The organism is Kangiella sp. TOML190 (assembly GCF_023706045.1).
GTDB lineage: Bacteria > Pseudomonadota > Gammaproteobacteria > Enterobacterales > Kangiellaceae > Kangiella.
Genome location: NZ_BQYL01000001.1, coordinates 1,068,737 through 1,089,038 on the forward strand (window position 1 = coordinate 1,068,737; position 20,302 = coordinate 1,089,038).

The 20,302-nt window shown below is 44.4% G+C and carries 24 protein-coding genes; 14 read left to right on the plus strand and 10 right to left on the minus strand.

Translation table 11 applies throughout. The annotated features are described in order from the left end of the window. Window position 1: 1 nt before the first annotated feature. Together NFS34_RS05155 and NFS34_RS05160 are read right to left on the minus strand one after the other, a co-directional pair. Complete coding sequence (locus NFS34_RS05155) at window positions 2–1,117, minus strand: hypothetical protein (protein WP_251358830.1); 1,116 nt, start codon at window positions 1,115–1,117, stop codon at window positions 2–4. 66 nt (window positions 1,118–1,183) lie between these two features. Beyond that, window positions 1,184–1,405 carry a twin transmembrane helix small protein gene (locus tag NFS34_RS05160; protein WP_251358832.1) on the minus strand — a complete coding sequence of 74 codons (222 nt, stop codon included), beginning with the start codon at window positions 1,403–1,405 and terminating at the stop codon, window positions 1,184–1,186. A gap of 117 nt (window positions 1,406–1,522) precedes the next feature. On the opposite strand from NFS34_RS05160, the gene NFS34_RS05165 reads away from it, so the two are divergent. Genes NFS34_RS05165 through NFS34_RS05195 form a run of 7 tightly spaced genes read left to right on the plus strand, consistent with a single transcriptional unit; the run spans window position 1,523 to window position 8,123 of the window. Beyond that, complete coding sequence (locus NFS34_RS05165) at window positions 1,523–2,314, plus strand: SURF1 family protein (protein ID WP_251358833.1); 792 nt, start codon at window positions 1,523–1,525, stop codon at window positions 2,312–2,314. A gap of 50 nt (window positions 2,315–2,364) precedes the next feature. Continuing rightward, the gene (locus NFS34_RS05170; protein ID WP_251358834.1) at window positions 2,365–2,994 is read left to right on the plus strand and encodes a hypothetical protein; all 630 of its coding nucleotides are present in this window, start codon (window positions 2,365–2,367) and stop codon (window positions 2,992–2,994) included. Window positions 2,995–3,005: 11 nt separating this feature from the next. After that, window positions 3,006–4,100 carry a heme A synthase gene (locus NFS34_RS05175; protein WP_251358835.1) on the plus strand — a complete coding sequence of 365 codons (1,095 nt, stop codon included), beginning with the start codon at window positions 3,006–3,008 and terminating at the stop codon, window positions 4,098–4,100. Beyond that, entirely contained in the window at window positions 4,100–5,026 is a 927-nt protein-coding gene (gene cyoE / locus NFS34_RS05180; protein ID WP_251358837.1) for a heme o synthase, read from the plus strand. Before NFS34_RS05175 ends, cyoE begins: the two co-directional genes overlap by 1 nt. A gap of 16 nt (window positions 5,027–5,042) precedes the next feature. After that, window positions 5,043–5,696 (plus strand): SCO family protein, encoded by a 654-nt coding sequence (locus NFS34_RS05185; protein WP_251358838.1) that lies wholly within the window; start codon window positions 5,043–5,045, stop codon window positions 5,694–5,696. A gap of 25 nt (window positions 5,697–5,721) precedes the next feature. Then, the gene (locus NFS34_RS05190; protein WP_251358839.1) at window positions 5,722–7,086 is read left to right on the plus strand and encodes an MATE family efflux transporter; all 1,365 of its coding nucleotides are present in this window, start codon (window positions 5,722–5,724) and stop codon (window positions 7,084–7,086) included. Further along, complete coding sequence (locus tag NFS34_RS05195; protein WP_251358840.1) at window positions 7,083–8,123, plus strand: glycosyltransferase family 9 protein; 1,041 nt, start codon at window positions 7,083–7,085, stop codon at window positions 8,121–8,123. Before NFS34_RS05190 ends, NFS34_RS05195 begins: the two co-directional genes overlap by 4 nt. On the opposite strand, the gene NFS34_RS05200 is transcribed toward NFS34_RS05195, so the two are convergent. Continuing rightward, window positions 8,120–9,028, minus strand: coding sequence for a lysophospholipid acyltransferase family protein (locus NFS34_RS05200; protein WP_251358841.1), 909 nt, complete (start codon window positions 9,026–9,028; stop codon window positions 8,120–8,122). The genes NFS34_RS05195 and NFS34_RS05200 overlap by 4 nt on opposite strands. Window positions 9,029–9,158: 130 nt before the next feature. On the opposite strand from NFS34_RS05200, the gene NFS34_RS05205 reads away from it, so the two are divergent. From NFS34_RS05205 to NFS34_RS05220, 4 genes are all read left to right on the plus strand, one after another. Further along, window positions 9,159–9,539, plus strand: coding sequence for a DUF423 domain-containing protein (locus NFS34_RS05205; protein ID WP_251358842.1), 381 nt, complete (start codon window positions 9,159–9,161; stop codon window positions 9,537–9,539). Then, a complete protein-coding gene (locus NFS34_RS05210) occupies window positions 9,536–10,060 on the plus strand; it encodes a TIGR02444 family protein (protein WP_251358843.1) in 525 nt (174 codons plus the stop codon). Before NFS34_RS05205 ends, NFS34_RS05210 begins: the two co-directional genes overlap by 4 nt. 76 nt (window positions 10,061–10,136) lie before the next feature. After that, window positions 10,137–10,940, plus strand: coding sequence for an FKBP-type peptidyl-prolyl cis-trans isomerase (locus NFS34_RS05215; protein WP_251358845.1), 804 nt, complete (start codon window positions 10,137–10,139; stop codon window positions 10,938–10,940). 27 nt (window positions 10,941–10,967) lie between these two features. Beyond that, the gene (locus NFS34_RS05220) at window positions 10,968–11,294 is read left to right on the plus strand and encodes a DUF962 domain-containing protein (RefSeq protein WP_251358847.1); all 327 of its coding nucleotides are present in this window, start codon (window positions 10,968–10,970) and stop codon (window positions 11,292–11,294) included. 15 nt (window positions 11,295–11,309) lie between these two features. On the opposite strand, the gene NFS34_RS05225 is transcribed toward NFS34_RS05220, so the two are convergent. From NFS34_RS05225 to NFS34_RS05245, 5 genes are all read right to left on the minus strand, one after another. Then, window positions 11,310–11,537 carry a helix-turn-helix transcriptional regulator gene (locus tag NFS34_RS05225; RefSeq protein WP_251358848.1) on the minus strand — a complete coding sequence of 76 codons (228 nt, stop codon included), beginning with the start codon at window positions 11,535–11,537 and terminating at the stop codon, window positions 11,310–11,312. After that, window positions 11,537–11,953 (minus strand): hypothetical protein, encoded by a 417-nt coding sequence (locus NFS34_RS05230; protein WP_251358849.1) that lies wholly within the window; start codon window positions 11,951–11,953, stop codon window positions 11,537–11,539. Before NFS34_RS05230 ends, NFS34_RS05225 begins: the two co-directional genes overlap by 1 nt. A gap of 160 nt (window positions 11,954–12,113) precedes the next feature. Further along, window positions 12,114–12,407 (minus strand): antibiotic biosynthesis monooxygenase, encoded by a 294-nt coding sequence (locus NFS34_RS05235; RefSeq protein ID WP_251358850.1) that lies wholly within the window; start codon window positions 12,405–12,407, stop codon window positions 12,114–12,116. Between the two features lie 15 nt (window positions 12,408–12,422). Next, a complete protein-coding gene (locus tag NFS34_RS05240) occupies window positions 12,423–12,935 on the minus strand; it encodes a disulfide bond formation protein B (protein ID WP_251358852.1) in 513 nt (170 codons plus the stop codon). A gap of 146 nt (window positions 12,936–13,081) precedes the next feature. Next, the gene (locus NFS34_RS05245; RefSeq protein WP_251358854.1) at window positions 13,082–15,391 is read right to left on the minus strand and encodes a Tex family protein; all 2,310 of its coding nucleotides are present in this window, start codon (window positions 15,389–15,391) and stop codon (window positions 13,082–13,084) included. Between the two features lie 247 nt (window positions 15,392–15,638). Here NFS34_RS05245 and ompR point away from each other — a divergent pair, with 247 nt between their 5' ends. Then, complete coding sequence (gene ompR / locus NFS34_RS05250; RefSeq protein WP_251358862.1) at window positions 15,639–16,361, plus strand: two-component system response regulator OmpR; 723 nt, start codon at window positions 15,639–15,641, stop codon at window positions 16,359–16,361. A gap of 10 nt (window positions 16,362–16,371) precedes the next feature. Then, a complete protein-coding gene (gene envZ, locus NFS34_RS05255) occupies window positions 16,372–17,661 on the plus strand; it encodes a two-component system sensor histidine kinase EnvZ (protein ID WP_251358865.1) in 1,290 nt (429 codons plus the stop codon). Window positions 17,662–17,737: 76 nt separating this feature from the next. Here the strand turns inward: envZ and hslO are convergent, their stop codons facing one another. Then, the gene (gene hslO, locus NFS34_RS05260; protein WP_251358867.1) at window positions 17,738–18,631 is read right to left on the minus strand and encodes an Hsp33 family molecular chaperone HslO; all 894 of its coding nucleotides are present in this window, start codon (window positions 18,629–18,631) and stop codon (window positions 17,738–17,740) included. A 67-nt stretch (window positions 18,632–18,698) separates the two neighbouring features. After that, window positions 18,699–19,079 (minus strand): RNA-binding S4 domain-containing protein, encoded by a 381-nt coding sequence (locus tag NFS34_RS05265; protein WP_251358869.1) that lies wholly within the window; start codon window positions 19,077–19,079, stop codon window positions 18,699–18,701. A gap of 227 nt (window positions 19,080–19,306) precedes the next feature. Between NFS34_RS05265 and gspC the strand changes: the two genes are divergently transcribed. Further along, complete coding sequence (gene gspC / locus NFS34_RS05270) at window positions 19,307–20,296, plus strand: type II secretion system protein GspC (RefSeq protein WP_251358871.1); 990 nt, start codon at window positions 19,307–19,309, stop codon at window positions 20,294–20,296. The last annotated feature ends 6 nt before the right edge of the window (window positions 20,297–20,302 follow it).

Below are 20,302 nucleotides of genomic sequence, written 5' to 3' on the forward strand. Positions count from 1 at the left end.
GCTATCCTAATAAAATCCCCACTAGTGCAGTGCACAGCAGAATGATACAAATTAGGACTATGTAGATAAGCCCAAATAAGCTAAAGCGCCATAATGTCGCCCACCAGCCGCGCTGATAAAACCATTTTTGCGATAAAAACAGATAAACGATAATGCCTATGCCGAAGATTTCTTCCACCGGAATTATTTGTAGGCTTGTTACGGCTGTTGCCAATTGATACCAGCCTAAATACATCAAAATAGCCGCAAACATAAAGCTGTGGCTGTGCATTAATAAAACCAGATGTTCTACATAGAGTCGTCTTGATAAGAAGTAGAAAACACCAAGAAATAAGGCAAGTAAGGGTAAGGATAGGAAGAATGTCTGTGGGATTAGCTCGATGGCTTTTTGGGCTAAGGATAATCCCCATTGTTTCTTGGCGCTTTTTTGCTCATCTTTCGGCAGATATAAAATATTTGCGTAGGACTGACACAGCTCTTCCGCGCCTTGATCGAACTGCCGATCTAACCATCCTGGCCAGAGGTTAACAAACTCAGCGGGGTCTCTCATACAGCCATGTTGGCTGCTGAAGTCGGTATCGCCAGACACTGTAATTTGAACTCCTTGGTCATCTGGTTTTCCGTCCGTTTGTTGATTAGCTTCTGTTGGATCAGTATTTTCTGATTTAAGATCTTCTTTGATACCTTGCGCTACTTGCTCAATAATAGCTTTGGCTTGCTCTGAATCGACTTCTTGTTTGGCTTCTTGCAATTCGGCGAGGGCTTGAGCTTTTTGCTCTTGGCTCGCTTGCGGACTAATATCCTCGATCTCGATTTCAGTAACGTTAAAGCCACCAAACTTAGTCAGCACAAAAAAGATAATTGATAGCAGCAGATAAAGTCGAATTGGGGTTATGTAGTGATTTTTATGATGTGAATTGGCAAAATAATCCAGACTTAAAGCCGCAGGTTTACACAGTTTGGCTGCAGTTTTATAAATTTTAGAGTCATAACCAAGCCAATCTTCCACAAATTCTACGAATAGCTCTTTTAAACTGCGATTGGGACGAAAATTCTTTTGTCCGCATTGACCACAATATTTCTTGGGTTTGGTTAGCTTTGAAGATTCTTGGCTCATTTCTTATGGGGCAAGTTAGGCTGCAAGCAAAGATAAATGATTTTAGCTAATACTAGAGTAAATCAATTAGTTAGGCAAAAGTTGCGTCCGCAAATCGATAATTCCAAAATAATGCAATGCTATCACTCCCAAAAACAGCAAAGTGCTTAAGCCAATACGCCATTTCAGCGATTTTAATAATTCTTTGCTGGATTCCGGATCGCCTTTGCTTAGGAAGAAAAGTCCGCGAAAAAGGCTGAATAAAATAGCCAGCATGAATATAATTACCACAAGTTTTAACCAGTCCATAGGGTTTCCCAATTGGTTTTTGTCAAAAGTAATGAATAGCAAAAATTATACGCTAAATATGGCGGGAATCCGACTACTAGGCGCTAACAAGGCTAAAGGTATCCGTTGAGCGAATCTTTGAAGTATACAATCCTCGAAAAACCCTTATTTCGGCTTAAGCTAGGGACATTCAATTTTGCCCCAAGACTTATCCCAACGCTGATGGTGTTGCTATTGCTACCAGTATTGCTGCGGTTGGGCTGGTGGCAGCTCGACAGGGCGCAAGAAAAACGTGATTTAACCGTTAATTTGCAAGCTAAGGCGACTCAAGAGCCGATGGGTTTAGTGCAAGCTTTGGCTTCAAGCCAACCGGATCAGACGCCAGTGGTGATCTTAGGTCAGCCTTTGAACCAATTCTTTTTGGTTATCGATAACCAGAAGCAAGGCAATCGATTAGGTTACGAAGTTTTAGCGTTATTCCAGCCTGAAAATTATCAGCAGCCAGTGCTCGTTAGTCGGGGATGGTTGCCGCGAAAGGACTTTTATCAGAAAGTGCCAGAGATACCCGAATTTAAAGATCCGATTATCAAAGGTAGCTTGTATTTTTCCAAGGGTGCTAATGCGGTGGTGGCAGCTAATGCCCAGTGGGAAAATTTTGATAGTCATTACTTGATTGGGCAGTTTGATATGCAAACAGTTAAGGAAAAAGTGGCGCAAATGGGGTATCATATCGCGCCTTTTGTGGTGCGCCAGCAGGCTGAGCCAGATTCGCCTTTTGTCCGTTATTGGCCTTTGATGGCTAGCCCGCCGCAGAAGCATACTGCTTATGCGGTGCAATGGTTTGGAATGGCGCTGGCGGTGTTGATTATTTTTATAGTAGTCAATAGTAAGCGAGTGAGGCATTCCAAAGAAGATACAGCTAAAAGTTAGTACAGCTAAAAATATAGTGAAAAGTATAGAAATTAATAAGAGTTAACCTTATGAGTGATAATTCTCAACAAGCAACCAACAGCGACCTGCTGAAAAATAGACAGCAGAATCGTCGCGTTATCTCCGCCTTGGTTTTATTGTTTGTGGTGCCCGTAATTTTAGCCTATGTGGCTTTTTATCAAGGCTGGTTTAATCAGGCCACGCGCAATCACGGCAAGCTTCTGGAGTCGCCTTATCCGCGCTTTGAGCAATTCCAGTGGTTTGCTGCAAATGCAAAGCCGCTACACTTTAAAGACTTTGAAACTCAGTGGTGGTGGATTTATTTTCCAAAATCCAACCAATGTGATGCCGAATGTGAAGTCAATATGGAGTTTTTATCGCGCACCCATCAGGGTTTAGGTAAGCGGATTGAAAAGCTAACACGGCTAGTGGTTTTCCCAAGTGAAAATCGGTATGCCGACAAAATCGAAAAGCCTGAGCAGTTGCAAATTGCTTACGGCAACGGGCAGGCTCATCTGGGTGAGCAAGCCGCTTTAGAGTTAGGGAAAATTTACGCGATGGACGTGCATGGCAATATTTTTATGCAGTATGAGCCAGTCAAGGATCTAGAACAGGCGCGGATTAAAGCGAAAGATTTGCGTGATGATATTGTGCGCGCTATGCGCAACACAGGTTTATAGGGGCGCTGTTGATGAGCAAAAAAGCTTTAAGAAACCTCACTTTTATCGCAATTCTATTGGCTTTAACGGTGATTTTATTAGGTGCTTGGACTCGCCTTGAAGATGCCGGTTTAGGTTGTCCGGATTGGCCAGGATGCTATGGCCATTTCACGGTTCCGCAAGATGCAGAATACATTGCCAAAGCTGAGATCGAGTACGGTAAGAAGTTTGAAGCGGAAAAAGCTTGGCCAGAAATGATCCACCGCCATTTTGCTAAAGGCATTGGTTTGGTCATTGTGATCATGTTTATCGGTGCTTGGCTGGGGCGCAAAAAAGATCCAACTGTGCCAGTGGTGTTGCCAACAACTTTATTGCCGTTGGTTATACTGCAAGGTCTGCTTGGGATGTGGACGGTAACCTTAAAAGTACATCCGTTTATCGTGATGTTGCACTTACTTGGCGGTTTTACAACCTTATCTTTGTTATTTCTATATTACTTACAGTTGCGTCCTAAAATAGTTTCTTTGTCGCAGGTAGTGGCAAAAAAGTTTAAAGCCTTGGCCTTTGCGGGTTTGATTTTAGTGATTGGGCAGATTGCCTTAGGTGGCTGGACTGCATCGAATTATGCCGCGACAGTTTGTGCTGAACTGCCGTTTTGTAACAGCGGTTGGACGCAAAATGTGGATTTTAAAGGCGGTTTTGACCTATGGCAAAAAGGTTTCGAGTTTGATGAATTTCAAACTCTGGAAGAAGAAAAACAGCAGGCCGATCTGAATAAAGCCCAAGGTAAGCCTTTCAAAGATTACGAAGGCGGGATCTTGTCTCATCAGGCCAAAGTGGCGATTCATGTGACTCACCGCTTTGGAGCTTACTTAGTTTTTGTGGTTATTGGTTTGCTGGCAGTGTGGTTGATGCGGGAAAAAGACAGTATTTTGTTGCGCCGCTTTGGGCGAGCCTTGGGTGTCATTTTACTGGCGCAGATGATGCTGGGGGTCAGTAATGTGATATTCGGCTTACCGCTGTATGTAGCGGTGGCGCATAATGGTGGTGGCGCAATTTTACTGTTGGCCATGATTGCAACTAACTATTTGGTCAATTGGCAGTTTAAAGGTAAGGGGCAGGTCTAATGGCGCAGCAAGTCGAGAAGCAATATAAAATTGACCGCCCTGTGACTTGGCGTGATTACTATGAAATGACCAAACCGAAGGTGGTTTACCTACTGGTATTCACCGCCGTGGTTGGAATGTTTTTAGCGAATGACGTTAGTGTTAGTTGGCTACCGCCAATCAATGCCTTGGTATGGGGCACTCTCGGGATAGCTTTTGCTGCTGGCGCCGCGGCAGTAGTTAATCATGTGGTGGATGCGCGGATTGACACTATCATGGCGCGAACCATGCAAAGGCCAGTCGCGCAAGGGCGGGTTGAACCGAAAAAGGCGATTCTATTTGCGACCTTTTTAGGCGTGATTGCCATGGCGATGCTGTGGTATTTGGTGAATCCTTTAACGGCAGTACTCACCCTTGGCGGTTTGGTAGGTTATGCTTTTATTTACACCATGTTCCTGAAGCGCGCTACCCCGCAAAATATTGTGATTGGCGGTTTGTCCGGCGCAATTCCGCCGTTGTTGGGTTGGACCTCAGTCACGGGTTCGGCCGATCCCTATGCATGGTTATTAGTCTTGATTATCTTTACTTGGACGCCGCCACATTTTTGGGCGCTATCGATTCATCGTATCGAAGATTATGCTAAGGCTGAGATCCCGATGTTGCCCGTTACGCATGGCGAAGAGTTTACTAAAACTTCGATTTTGCTCTATTGTATTTTATTAATCTTATCCACTTTATTACCTTATTTAACGGGTATGAGTGGCCTGATATACCTAGTTGGCGCAGTGATTCTTGGTGCTTGGTTTTTGTATTACTGTGTGGTGTTGAAGTATCGTGAGACCGATGGCGTAGCGATGAAAACCTTTGGCGTCTCCATTGGCTACCTAACCTTCCTATTCGCGGTTTTATTGATTGATCATTATTTAAAACCGGTGATTGGATTTTAACGATTGGAAATTAGTGATGTTTAAAAAAACTCAGGCTCATGTATTAGTGTATCTTTTGGTAGCTCTAGTCGCTTTAGGTTTAGGCTTTGCTGGCTATAAAGCTTTTATGGCACCAAAACCATTACAACTGATTAATACCTTTCCAAAGCTTAATCCATTGGCACCTTTTAATGCACAAAATCATCGTGCCGAAAGTGTTACAGAAAAAGATTTTATTGGTCACTGGTCGATCGTGTTCTTTGGCTTTACCACCTGTCCTGATATTTGTCCGACTACCATGATGGATATGAATCAGGTCCAGAAAGGGTTGGATCAAAAATTTCAGCAAGACACTCAGTTTGTTTTTATTAGTGTTGATCCGGAGCGTGATACGGTTGAAAAACTGGCGAGCTATGTCCCTGCTTTTAACCCAGAATTTATCGGTTTAACCATGGATCTGAAACAAACCCGTGCAGTAACTAAAAATCTTGGTGTGGCTTTTATGAAAACGCCAAGTCATGACGGCAATCCTGACAACTATTTAGTGGATCACACTGCGCGCTGGTTTATTGTTGATCCGCTAGGACGTCGTTTTGCCTTAATCAATCCTGCTGACGCGTTAGGTAAAGATTTAGTCCAGTTGGTGATTGATGACTATCAAAATTTACGCCAGCAAGCACGACTCAATTAGTAGCCAACGAAGCTAGCTTTTACTCATGAAGATCTGGTCATCGCAAGCGATAAAAACCGACCTTCAACAACAAGACACTCATCGACAAATTTGGCGTATTGCAGCGCCAATGGTGCTATCCAACCTGACCATTCCACTCGTTGGTTTAGTCGATTCGGCGGTAATGGGGCATCTTGATGAGGTGCATTACCTTGCTGCAGTCGGCCTTGGCTCGGCACTATTTACCTTTATTATTTGGACCATGGGCTTTTTGCGTATGATCACCACTGGTTTGGTGGCGCAAGCTTATGGCCAGCAAGATCACCAGCTGATCCGGCAATGGCTCTATTTGCCTGCGGCTTTGGGTTTGATCATCAGTTTATTGGTGGTGCTACTCAATCCGTGGCTTATTGATCTAATTCTATGGTGGATAAAAGGTTCGCCAGATGTCGAGACTAAAGTCATCGAATATTGGAACATTCGAATTTTGGGCTTACCGATTTCGTTATTAAATGCGGTCTTTATTGGCTGGTATTTGGGAATGCAAAATGCCCGGATCCCATTCTTGATGTTACTTACGACCAATCTCAGTAATGTTGTTTTGGATATTGTGTTGGTGCAACAGGGAATGGACGTGGATGGTGTGGCCATAGCTAGCGTGATTGCAGAAAGTCTAGGGTTGATGATTGCTTTAAGCGGCTTAATGCCTGTGTTACGACGCTATCCGTTAGCCGAAAAATTATCCTTAGCGTGGCATAAACTCGGTTTTTTATTAAACCTAAATAAAGATTTGTTGATCCGAACTTTGGCTTTGGAAACGGTCTTATTTACCATCCACGCCCGCGGCTCAGAGTTGGGAGATGAGGCGATGGCGGTTAATGCAATTTTATTGAATTTCTTACTGCTGGTGTCCAACGGCTTAGACGGCATTGCCAATGCGGTGGAAGCCTTGGTTGGTAAAGCCATTGGTCGTCAGAAGTGGCTCGAGTTTCGAGCATCGGTCGTTGTTGGCGGCTTCTGGTCGCTACTAACCAGTTTAGTAATGGCTTTGGGTTTTTTACTGTTTGGTAGCTTTTTTATCGGACTATTAACGGATATTTCGAGCCTCCAAGATGCGCTCGATCCTTTTCTGATTTATAGCGTGTTAGTTCCTTTAGTGGCAGTCGCCAGTTTTTGGCTAGACGGTGTTTTTATTGGTGCTTCAGCCATTAAAACCATGCGAAACTCCATGTTGGCTGCATTAATCTTAGGTTTTATTCCCCTATATTATTTATCGAAACCACTCGGTAATCACGGTATCTGGCTGGCCTTTATGGGCTTTATGCTAGCGCGTGCGGTGGCTTCTTGGTATTTATTCAATAAAGGCCTTAGAATGGGGCGCTATATTAAATTCGAAACTATTAAGCCATGAATATTGTGGTTGTGCGCTTGTCTGCGATTGGCGATTGCTGCTTAGTGTTGCCGCTAGTGCGAGCCATTTTACAGCAAAATCCCTATATCAAAATTGATTGGTTGATTGGTAAGGCTGCCTATCAATTACTGCAATACTCCACTCACCCTCGTTTGAATTATCGAGTGATAGATAAGCCTAACTCCGTTTCTGATTATCGCTCCATCTACAAATTGTTTAAAGGCAAAAATATTGATGCCGTGTTGGCAATGCAGGCTTCGACTCGAGCTAATTTGATTTGCCCTTGCATAAAAGCGCCAAAAAAAATTGGTTTTGATAAATCTCGTGCCCGAGAACTGCAATGGTTATGGACTAACCAGCGAATTGATTTTAAGCAGCAACATTTGCACGACAGCTTTTGCCAATTTGCGGATGCTTTAGGGCTAGCTGCTTCGGTAAACAATCAAGACTGGCAAATAAAACTGGCGCCAGACCATGCGGAACTTTTAAAAAAATTCTCGCTGCCTAAAAACTATCTGGTGATAAATCCCGCGGCTAGTAAATTAGAGCGCTGCTGGCGAGCCGAATCTTATGCCGAACTGATCGATTGGCTCTACCAAGAATACCAAATTAACGTAGTGTTAACCGGTGCCGCTCAAGACTTTGAGCTTGCGCTAGTCGAGGAGATTATGCAGCGAGTTCAGTCTAAGCCAATTAATTTATTGGCCAAAACCAATCTGCCGGAGCTTGCGGTTATCCTCAAACATGCACAATTATTGATAGCTCCTGACACTGGACCAGTGCATATTGCCAATGGCGTTGGCACCCATGTGATAGGTTTGTATGCGGTGGTTTCGAGTCGCTTATCCGGGCCTTATTTGCATCAAGAGTTAGTGCTCGATAAGTTCGAACAAGCAGTGGCCGAAATTTTAAATGAAGATCCGCAAAGGATTCCTTGGCGTACTCGAGTGCACGATAGAGCCGCTATGGATCTGATTCAAGTTGAAGAAGTACAACAGAAAGTTGCTAGTGTTTTGGCTAGCAATAAGTCTAATTAATAAATGGAAGCTTCGCCTTCAGGGCGAGTCTTAAAGCGACGATGGACCCAGTAATATTGCTCGGGAGCCTTGTTAATACAGCTTTCTAAGACTTGATTCATTAAGCTGCAGTCAGCCAGATCATCCCCGCTAAATTCAATCGGAGGCATCACCTCAAGAATCATTTTGCCATGTTCTTTATGGTAACTGATCGGTAATACCTGCGCATTGCCCAGCTTGGCGATGCGCATTGGCGAGTTTAAAGTTGCTGCGGGTTTGCCGTAAAAAGGCGCGAAGACGGTGCTTTTACGGCCCATATCCTGATCCGGCATAAACCATAAATTATGACCACTCTTAAGCCATTTACCAATGGTGCGGATATCATTGCGGCCTAAGGTTTGTGAACGATTATTACGGCCTTTTTGAATATGATAATTTAGGGATGCATTTTTATTGGGTCGATAAAAAGCGGCAAAGTCGAGATGGCGCGACATAACAGCGCCAGCGAGTTCTAGGCTAGTAATGTGATAACCTAAAAATAAGATCCCTTGACCGCTGGCTTGCGCTTTTTGGTAATGCTCTAGACCTCGAACTTCTTGGTACTTTTCCAGATCCTTGAAGGGTTTATACCAAGCGACTGCTAGCTCAATAAACCCAATACCAAGGCTACGAAAGTGCGCTTTACACAAGGTTAATCGTTGGTCATTGGTAAGTTCGGGAAAGCAATACTTAAGGTTGGCTAAAACGATATTGCGGCGGCTTTTCACCAGATAAAGTAATTTGCCAATCATCCCACCAAGGCCGTTGACGACGGGGTAGGGCAGTCGACCAATTAACTTTAAAAAACCAAACAGGATCCCGTAAAGATGAACCGCAATTCCCTTTGGTTTTTCGGTAATGGTTGCTTGGGGCTGGCCGTTTGCCATTGAATCAGTTGCCTCAATTAAGGTTAATTGTGCTGCACAATTTGCAGGGGTTCATTGTAACGAGAAATCAACTAATTACAAAGCTTGAGCTTTTTGTCATAATGATTTTAAAGCCTAGTAATTTCTTTTTATGAATAAACATTTTGTACTGCACGGCGCCATGTTTATGGCTTTGGCCGTCGCTTTAGGGGCCATGTCTTCTCACGGCCTTGCTGCTTTGTCGGAGCATTCGCGCTATTTGTTTCAATTGGGTGTTCAGTATCAGATCTACCACGCGATTGGTTTGTTGGCGATCGGCATTATGGCAGCGCAATTAGCCAATAAGCCTTTGTTGATTGCGGGTCGCTTGATGTTTTTTGGCATCATCCTTTTTAGTGGCGGTCTTTATTTTCTAGCAGTAACCGAACTGAGCTTTTTAAAGTTTGTGATACCCATTGGTGGAATTTGTCTAATCGCTAGCTGGTTATGCATTGTCTGGTCAATTTTTTCTAAATCGGGATCGAGCGAATGAGTTCAGCCACTTTTAATTCTGACAAAACCGCTAACAATAACGAAATAAAGCAAAGCTATATTGATCAGTTTTGGCAATGGTCATGTGCTGTTTATCAACAAAAAGAGGTCGCTGAGCTTTGTTTAGCGGTGCAAAATACCCTCGATCTTAATGTGAATTATTTGCTCTTGGCAATTTGGAGTCAGCATAAGCAATTGCCCATCACGGAAGCTCATTGGGAGCTTATCCATGCTAATGCCCAAGAAGCTGAAGATGCGGTTCGCTACATTCGGCAAAAGCGTATGGCTTTAAAAGGTGAGAATGAACAAGCTTATAAACAGGCGCTGTTAATTGAGCTTCGAGCCGAGCAGCAGCACCAAAAGCAAGCAATCCAAGCCATGTTTAAGGAAAATCAATGGCTTAGCACTAAAAATACTTCCAATAACAACCTTGTGCATTACTTAAACTACCGCCAAGTTAGTGATCGCGATCAGGATACTATTTTACAGCTCGGTCAACTGGTTCAAAACATTAGCCTCTAGTCCTTGATTTTGTCGCTGAAACTACTGCACAATGCGCTTTTGTTTTTAATTTAGTGTTATCAAAATAAGGTTTAGTATGAAAAAAATATCATTAGTGCTTGCGATGGGCTTGGCTTTGGCCGCCTGTAAAGACGATAAAAAAGTAGAAGTTAACAAGGAAGAATCTAAAGCGGCAGAACAAACGGTTGCCCAGAAGAACCTTGAATTAACGGATCTGAATCAAAAAGCGGCTTATTCCATTGGCCAGAATTTTTCTAAACAAATGACCAGTAACTTTGGTTCTTTAAAAGAATACGGGATCGAAATCGATACTGCCTTGGTGGTGCAAGGGATTAAAGATGGCTTTGAGGGCAAAGGCCAATTCGACGAGAAGCAGCTTGCGGCCAATATGCAAGAGTTCCAAGCCAACCTACAAACCAAGATGAAAGCGCAGCAAGATAAACTGGCAGCCGAAGCGAAAGTTAAAGCGGAAGAAGCTAAAGCGGCTGGCGATGCCTATCGCGCAGAGTATGCGAAAAAAGACGGGGTTAAGACCACCGAGTCTGGCTTGATGTATAAAGTTGTGACTAAGGGTAACGGCGGCGCTAAGCCAAAGGTTGAGGATACGGTTCAGGTACATTACAAAGGCACTTTTATTGATGGCGAAGAATTCGATAGCTCCTATTCGCGTAACCAACCGACTACTTTTCCGTTGGGCGGTGTGATCAAAGGGTGGACTGAGGGTCTGCAATTAATGGAAGTGGGTGACAAGTTTGAATTTGTTATTCCAGCCGACATTGCTTATGGCGAACATGGCAGCTCGCGTATTCCTGGCAATTCTACGTTGGTATTTGAAGTAGAATTATTGAACATCAATCCAAAAGCCGAAGAGCAAATGTAAGGCTCGGTTATTTAGAGCAAACTCTTAATGCCGCAGCAAACGATTCAGAGCTTTAAGGAATTTTGGCCTTATTATTTGGGCGAACACCGCTTGCCCAAGAATCGTTTGTTGCATTATATTGGCTCTTTTTTATCGCTATCCTTGTTGATTTATAGCATCGCCAGTCAGAGCTGGTGGCTCCTTATCGTATGTTTCCTGATCGGCTACGGCTTTGCTTGGATCGGACATTTTTTTGTCGAAAAAAATAAGCCTGCTACTTTTCAATATCCACTTTGGTCATTTATTGCCGATTATAAGATGTTTGCCATGGCCATTAGCGGCAAGCTAAAACACGAATGGCCTAAGTATTTCTAGTTATTTTACGACACTCTATTTTTCCAACTGATACTGGAACACTTCTTCAAGCGGCTTATTAAATAGTTGTGCGATCTTAAAAGCCACTTCTAGCGAAGGCGAATACTTATTCTTCTCAATCGCCACGACCGTTTGTCGAGTAACCCCTATCGCTTCGGCTAGAGCTTGTTGGGTCATTTCATCGTGCAGAAAGCGCAAAGTGCGTACATTATTGGTAATTTTGCCTTTCGCTAAAGCCACCATTAAAGCCCTCGACGATAGAAGAGTAACTGCAAGCTGTAATGCAGTATCTCGGCGATCACCAGTATCGAGAGTACATTGGCGAGACTAAGCACTGGGATTCCCAGCAGTAGGCTACCGCAGATGTAGAAAATAATCAGGCCTGACAATAATAATCCGGAAAAGTGTGAGGACTTGTATTCCACCAACTTATCCCGCTCGTCCAAGGATTGGTTGGCTTCGCGCTTGTTGAACGCGGCTAATAGGCCATGGCCTATCGCTTCAATGGCAATAAACAGGATAATCGCAATCCAAAGATGTTTCACTGGGATAGAGGCCGGATCTAATGCTGGCCAACGGGCAGAGCTGCTAATCATGTAGGTCAGTAAAAATACAAAAGCTACAATGTGCAAGACGGCACTTTTTTCTCGAAAAGACATAAAATTAACTCCAAATATCAGGTCGAACTAAAGTAATAAATATTTAACTTAATGTCAAATATATTTGACATTAATGGAAATAAAAAAAGCAGAATAAGCTCTGCTTTCTTTGAATTGGACTGAGTTGTTGGTGATGTAGAGCTTAAGAAGCTTACGGCAGCTACTTTAAATTGGTGGACTCCATGACCAACACTCGCTCATCAGCTTCGAGCAAAGGGCGCATGGCATCAAGCAAATCAACTCTTTGCTCAGATTCAGCCCAAGTTTCCCACGCTTCCAGCGTATCCCAGCAAGACATTACCACCACATGGTTAGGATCGCTAACTAGGCTAAACAATTCGCCGGATAAAAAGCCCGGAACATTGCTCGCTTTATTTTTTGCTTTACGGATAAGTGCATGATAATCATCAACTTTTTCTGCACTAATTTGGCGTTCGATTACTACACGGATCATAATTTTAACCTGTTATTACACATAAGCTGGGGCTTTAAAAGCCTTGATCAAGCGGTATAGCATGACCATAAAAGCCACGCTAAAGATAAGCAGCATCCAAGTCGGCATGGACAATCCTAGCCACTGCCAGCTGATGTCGGCGCATTTGCCATCGCCAGCGAGTACTTGCTTAATGACATCAAATAAGGGTAACACGTCCATCAGCACATCCAAAGGCGCGCCGCAGTCCATTACCTGATCTTTTGGTAAGTTTTGAATGTAGACATGTTTGGCGGAGATCCAGATCCCCATCGCAGCACACAATACCCCAAAAATTTGAAAGAGTTTATTCCAAATCGATTCATGGCGTGGATTGAAAATGGCGTTAAGCAATAAAGTTATGCCCAAACCAAGCACGGCAACCCTTGAGAAAATACACAAAGGGCAGGGATCCATAAATTGAACGTATTGGAAGTAATAGGCGGTCACCAATAACTGGTAACAAATGAAGGCGCCTAAAAAATTTAGTGGGCGAGTATTTAAGGTCATATTGTTTGAAATTGTGCTTAAAACTGCTGCTGACAACTTAGATTTAGCGCACACTACTCCTAACTTCAGCAAAGTTCAAGTGATGGTGCTTAAAATCTAAACAAATTGCAACTAATCAGACCAATGGCATTTTGCCTATTGTGGTTTTAGTTCTTTTTTAAAGCATCGGCCAGCGCGTTAGCAAAAGCCCCTTGCGGCGGGTGTTGGCGCTTAGGACGAGCTTTATGCTGGTGCTTTTTACCATTGTTAGCATTGGGCTTTTTGTTGTTAGGGTTGCCCGCTTGACGGGTGCCGGTCATTGACAAGCCAATACGCTTGCGCTGCAAATCTACATCGAGTACCCAGACGCGGACAATATCGCCTGCTTTAACCACTTGCGCCGGATCCTTGATAAATTCATTGGCCATATTGGAAAGATGCACTAAACCATCTTGATGCACTCCAATATCCACAAAGGCGCCGAAAGCTGTGACATTGGTGATCACGCCTTCCAGCTCCATATTGGGCTTGAGATCATGCATGGTTTCAACGCCCTCTTTATAGCGCACCATTTTAAACTCGGGACGCGGATCGCGACCGGGCTTATCCAGTTCGCTAAGAATATCTTGGACTGTGTGCTGGCCATGCTCATCATCAATATAGCGATCGGCGTTGATCGCTTTTAGCTTCTCGCCATTACCGATTAATTGACTCACTTCTTTTATCGCCAAGTCCTGCATCATCTGTTGCACTAGCGGATAGGACTCAGGGTGTACTGCCGAGCTATCCAAAGCATTATCGCCATTGGCAATGCGCAAGAAACCCGCCGCTTGCTCAAAGGTTTTGGGGCCCATTCGCTCCACTTCCAGAAGTTGTTGGCGATTTTTAAAGCGGCCATTATGATCGCGCCAATTGACAATGTTTTGGGCGATGGTTTTGCTTAGTCCCGATACCCTCGTTAACAAGGGCACCGATGCCATGTTCAGGTCCACGCCCACCGCGTTTACACAATCTTCTACCACTCCATCAAGGCTTTTAGCCAATTGGCTTTGGCTGACGTCATGCTGATATTGGCCAACGCCAATGGATTTTGGTTCGATTTTCACCAACTCAGGTAGGGGATCCTGTAGTCGGCGGGCGATCGACACTGAGCCACGATAACTAACATCCAAATCGGGAAATTCTTGCGAGGCCAGCGCTGAAGCGGAATAGACCGAAGCACCAGCCTCGCTCACCATAATCTTCTGTGGTTTGCTATCCAGTTGTTTGATCAATTCGGCAACCAGTTTATCGGTTTCCCGCGACGCTGTGCCGTTACCGATACTAATCAGTTCAACCTTATGCATCTCGCACAGGGTTTTCAATTTACGCAAGGATTGATCCCACTGGTTTTGCGGAGCGTGTGGAAAAATGGTGGTGTGTGTCATCAATTTTCCAGTTTGGTCAACCACCACGGCCTTACAGCCAGTGCGTAAACCCGGATCAATTCCCATAGTGATTTTAGCACCAGCTGGAGCGGCCATTAGCAAGTCCTGCAAGTTTTTGGCAAAAATACGGATAGCTTCGGCTTCGGCTTGTTCGCGCACTTTACTCAACAGTTCGGTTTCCAAATAAAGATGCAGCTTTATTTTCCAAGTCCATAGCACCACTTGCTGCAACCAGCTGTCGGCAGGGCGTTTTTGATCGCGAATGTTAAAATGTTCAGCAATAAAACCAAGGCACGGATCGACCGAGTTTTCATCCTGAATTAAGCGCAGATTTGAAACCATTTGCAGACTTAGAATCGATTCGTTGCGGCCACGCAACAAAGCCAAAGTGCGGTGCGATGGGATCTGGTTAAATAGCTCGTGATGATCGAAATAATCGGAGAACTTGATACCTTCTTTTTCTTTAGCTGGCATCACGCTACTCTTAAGATAAGCATTTTTCCACAAATAATCGCGCAGGGTTTTTAGTAGCTCAGCATTTTCCGCAAACTGCTCCATGAGGATCTGCTTAGCGCCATCAAGCGCGTCTTTGCTCGTGGCAATCTTATGTTCTTGATTGATAAAGTTAGCCGCTTCGGTTTCTGGCTCTAGGCTGGGGTTTTGCCATAAGGCTAGGGCTAGCGGTTGTAAACCGGCTTCGCGAGCGATTTGTGCTTTAGTGCGTCTTTTGGGCTTGAAAGGCAAATAAAGATCTTCCAGCTCGCTTTTGGTTTCAGCGCTTTGAATTGCTTTGCTCAGCTCGGGGGTCAGCTTTTCCTGTTCCTCGATAGACTTTAAGATAGCGTTACGTCGTTCTTCTAATTCCCGCAAATAACCTAAACGTTGCTCAATATCGCGAAGCTGCGCATCATCCAGCGCGCCAGTAACTTCTTTACGGTAGCGAGCGATAAAGGGCACGGTAGAGCCTTCATCTAACATTCTAACGGCGGCATCGACTTGTTGCGGACGAACTTTAAGCTCGGCGGCAATTTGTTGGTTAATTTGTAACATCTTGTGATAGTTTATTGGGAAAAATAAAGCGGCATAGTATAGTAGCCTTAGCTTTTTGAAAAGAGCCGCAGATAAAAAGTGCTGAAAGTTTCAAAAAGTGTTTCCTAATAACAAATACTTAGCCAATTAATGGGAATTGGCCTAGCACAAAGAATAGATTCAGGTAGGGTTTTGGCCAGATTAGCTAATCTAAATTAATCATAAAAATGTCATAGCATAAAAGCCAAAGTGAAGAAGGGTAACGAAAATGACTGAAGAAACACCAAAAATTTTAGTAGTGGATGACGATGTTCGATTGCGTAGTTTGCTTGAACGTTATCTTAAGGAGCAAGATTTTATCGTTAGAACGGTGGAAAACGCCGAGCAGATGGACCGCTTTTTGGAGCGCGAGAATTATCATTTGATGGTGCTTGATTTAATGCTGCCTGGCGAAGATGGTCTATCCATTTGCCGTCGCTTGCGCGCCGACAATAATCCAATCCCGATTATTATGTTGACCGCTAAAGGTGATGAGGTGGATCGAATCGTTGGCTTGGAAGTTGGAGCGGATGATTATCTGGCTAAGCCTTTTAACCCGCGTGAGTTGTTGGCGCGCATTCGAGCCGTGTTGCGCCGTCAGGCTAAACATATTCCGGGCGCCCCCAGCAATTCTGAGGCGGTGGTTTCTTTTGGACGCTTTACTTTGAATCTGGCTACTCGTGAGATGACTGAAGATGGCAATTCGATTTCTCTGACCAGTGGTGAATTTGCAGTTCTAAAGTCTTTGGTGGAGCATTCGCGCCAGCCGTTATCGCGCGATAAGTTGATGAATTTGGCGCGCGGTCGTGATTATTCGGCTCTGGAGCGCAGTATTGACGTGCAAGTATCGCGTTTGCGGCGCTTGATCGAGGAAGATCCTGCCAATCCACGCTATATCCAGACCGTATGGGGTGTTGGTTATGTGTTTGTACCCGATGGCGGTGAAGCCTAGCCAATAACTGATGCGGATCTTACCTAAAACCGCCTTTGGACGAATTGCCTTATTAGTAGGGTTCCTGCTGGTGATCAATCAGTTGGTTTCCTATTTTACTATTTCTTGGTACGTCACTCAGCCGTCCGTAAAGCAATTGGTGCAACTATTGGCGGCGGATGTGAATACCGCTATCTATGTGCAGCATAAAGAATTCCCGCCAGCGGTGCGCCAAGAAATTATGCAAACTCAAAGTATGGAGCTGGTCTCGACCCGTAATGGTGAGCCGAAAGCTTTGCGTGAAGCCCAACCTTATGCAGTGCTAACTCAAGAGCTGGCTGATTATTTGCAAATTCCGGTAGAGCGCACCGAAATGCGGGTCGAAGAATCGGACAAAATTTACTATTGGATTAAATCGCCACGGCATACCAATGTCTGGCTGCGAGTGGCGATGGAGCCATTTCAGGGCTTTAACATTCATCCACCAGTAGTATATTTTACCGCGATTTTACTGTTGAGTTTGCTTGGTGGTTGGATCTTTACCCGCCAAATTTCTAAGCCGTTACGCCGCCTTGAATTTGCCGCGCGAGAAATTGGTCGTGGCGATAACCCTGGACAGCTGCAAGAAAAAGGCTTAGAAGAAATGGTTACCGTAACCCGCGCTTTTAACCAGATGGCGCGCAACGTACAGCAGCTAGAAGAAGATCGAACCTTACTGTTGGCTGGTGTTTCTCATGATCTGCGCACGCCCTTGACTCGAATTCGTCTGGCTACCGAGTTTATGAGCGATGCTGAAGCAGAAACCCGCGACGGGATTGTGCGTGATACTGAAGATATGGATCAGATCATAAGCCAGTTTATTTCATTTGTGCGTGATGGTCGTGATGAGCGGGCAAGACCTGGCGATTTGAATGCGCTGGTGGAAGATTGTGTTTTGACCAATCGAATTAAAGAGGAAGACATTAGTTTTGAGCTGGGCAAGTTGCCGCAAGCCGCTTTTAAACCCTTGGCGATGAAACGTTTGGTGACTAACTTGATTCAAAATGGTCTGAAATATGCAGGCCCGCCCTTAACGGTGGTAACTGGCTTATACGGTAGCAAAATACGAATTTCGGTTTTTGATCAAGGTGATGGCATTGACGAAGAAGAAATTGAGCGACTATTTCAACCGTTTTCCCGCGGCAACACTGCTCGTTCCGGCGGTGGCTCTGGCTTGGGTTTAGCCATCGTGCGCCGAATTGCTGAAATGCATCAGGGCCAAGTGAAGTTAATTAACCGTCCTGAAGGTGGGCTTGAAGCTCGATTTGAAATGCCGCGATGAGTATAGAGCTTTTCTCAAGTTAAACCCTTAGAGTTTACCCTAGTATTAGCAGAAATTCGCTGAGCTTAGTGCGCTACTAATTCACCGTTCCCTGATCCGCTTCAGCCGTTAGTAGCGCCATAATTTCCTGACGGTTGAAGACTTCTTTGTTGCTGCAAAAATCACAAATCATTTCTATCTCGCCCTGTTCTTCGACGATCCCCATTAACTCGGAAGGATCTAAGGTGGTCAGTGCCGCCATATTTCTTTCGCGCGAACAACTGCATTGGAACTCAATTGCTTTGGCTGGATAAATACTCACTTCGTCCTGATGGAATAGACGGTAGAGCAGATCTTCATGGCTGAGCGCAAATGCTTCTTCGGCGCCAAGGGTTTGGGTTAGGGCAGTAACGTGGTCAAAGGCTTGTTGAGTTTCCTCATTACCAACACTGGAAGCGGCTTCTTGTGGCAGGCTTTGTAAAAAGATACCAAAAGCTTGTTGTTGGTTGGCAATAATTTTGATGTGGGTCGGTAACTGCTCAGAAAGATTAAAATAATCTTCTAAACATTCGGCCAGACTAGTTTTATCCAGTGGTACTATGCCTTGATAGCGTTGTCCCTTGTCAGGATCGATCGTGATCGCCATTTGACCGCCGTGGGTCCAGCGTGAAAAATCGAACGATTGATCGCTAATAAGATGGGCGGACTCTTCATTCACTTGCAATAGCCCGCGGATATGACCATGGTGATCCACTTCTAACAACATCAATTTCACCAAAGAAGGGCTTTGCAGTTGCAAAGAAACTCGTCCTTCGATTTTGATAATATCGGCTAGTAAGGCGCAAGCGGCTAGGCATTCGGCCAATAAATGGCGGACTTCTTGCGGGTATTGGTGTTGATCGCAAATGGTTTGAATCGAGTCTTGTAAACTAACAATTTCGCCACGGATCGGCAGTTGAGCAAAACTAAATCGCTGGATTTGGTCGGCCATGATGATAAAAGCTACCAATAATGATTAAATTATAGTTAATGATTATACCGTTAAAAGGCCTAAGAGATCAGTCTTGCTCGCGAAGAAATTTATGGATCTGGCGTCTTTGTTTCTTGTCGGGGCGTTTGTCCGATGTCGGCATTGACTGGCGTTGCACACGAATTTCTTCCCTTTTGGCGATACTCTCTTCGGTTTCATGGTAAAGGCTTTGGGCGACGCTAGCAGGGCCTCTTTGTTCGGATAGAGCGGTCACCACAATGGTTTTTTGGACAAAACCTTGCATCAGCCGAATTTCCATACCGGGCTGCACTGTGCGATTGGCCTTGCCACGAACGCCGTCACAATGCACTTTGCCGCCTTCGATAGCCTTTTTGGCGAGACTGCGAGTCTTGTAGAAGCGTGCCGCCCATAACCATTTGTCTAATCGAGTATTTTTGTCAGTGGACACCTTGAACCTTACCTATCTTTACAGTATTGTGGCTTGCCATCTTTAAATTAGCGTGGGAAACTTTATCCGTAATCTAGCTAGTTCTATATAGTAACTCTTAGTGCAGTTAAGCGGTATCAAAAGTTATTATTAGCACGGAATTTGGAAGCCTTTAAGGTTGATAATTTATAGTTATGGAAGAGACTTTCGACAATAACAATCATAACGAATTTAGATAAGATTTATTAATGAACACTTCGAGTCAGAAAATTTCAGCAATGTGGCAAAAACACATGGGGTTAATCGGTAAGTTAATCGCTCTAGTGTTTATTCTGCTTGCTCTGTATTGGCTAGCCAAAATGGTCTGGTTATGGGTCGATTATGCTCAGCCCAAACCAGTGGCCAGCAACGTCATCGAAGCCCCTAAAGTTCGTAAGTCGACTCCGGTCAATGCCAATAATTTGGTGAAAAAACACTTGTTTGGGATCGCTAATCAAAAACCGGTGGAAGTTGAAGAGGTGGTGGGTGAGACGCGCCTCAATCTAAAATTATTAGGCGTCTATGTCGGCGCCGATGATAAGGCCGGTAGCGCCATCATCCGCGCTGGTGGCGGTAAAGAGAAGGTTTACTGGATAGATGACAAGTTGGAGGTTTCTGGTCGCGGCAACGTTACCTTAAAGCGCGTAGAGCCGCTAAAAGTCATAATTAATAATAATGGCAAAAATGAAACCCTAACTTTGTTGGAGCAATTAAATAAGCAAGTGATGGCTACTGCTAATAAAAAGCAGGCGAGTGCAGATGATAAGGATGCGGATGCTAAAACCATTGATAAAAGACGTGATAGCCGTATTAGTAAACAACTGGCTGACATGAAAGAAAAGCTGGTTTCGAGTCCGCAATCTTATGCCGATTTGGCGCGTTTTGAGCCAGTAGTAGATGCTAATGGACAGGTTTCTGGCTTTAAATTAGCGCCAGGTAAAGATCCCAGAATGTTTACTCGGTTGGGATTACGTCGCAACGATGTGGTTAAATCGATTAATGGGGTGGGGTTAGATAATCAAGCCTACTGGGCAGCGTTAGAGCAATTACAAACCTCAGATACCTTGGAGATCAACCTTGAGCGCAATGGACAGGCGATCACTTTGTTATTAAATGTGGGCGCAAATTCGGCAGAGACGACGCCAGAAAACCGGCAGCAAGAACCGCGCAGAACTTCAAATAGCTTGGAAATACAATAAATATTG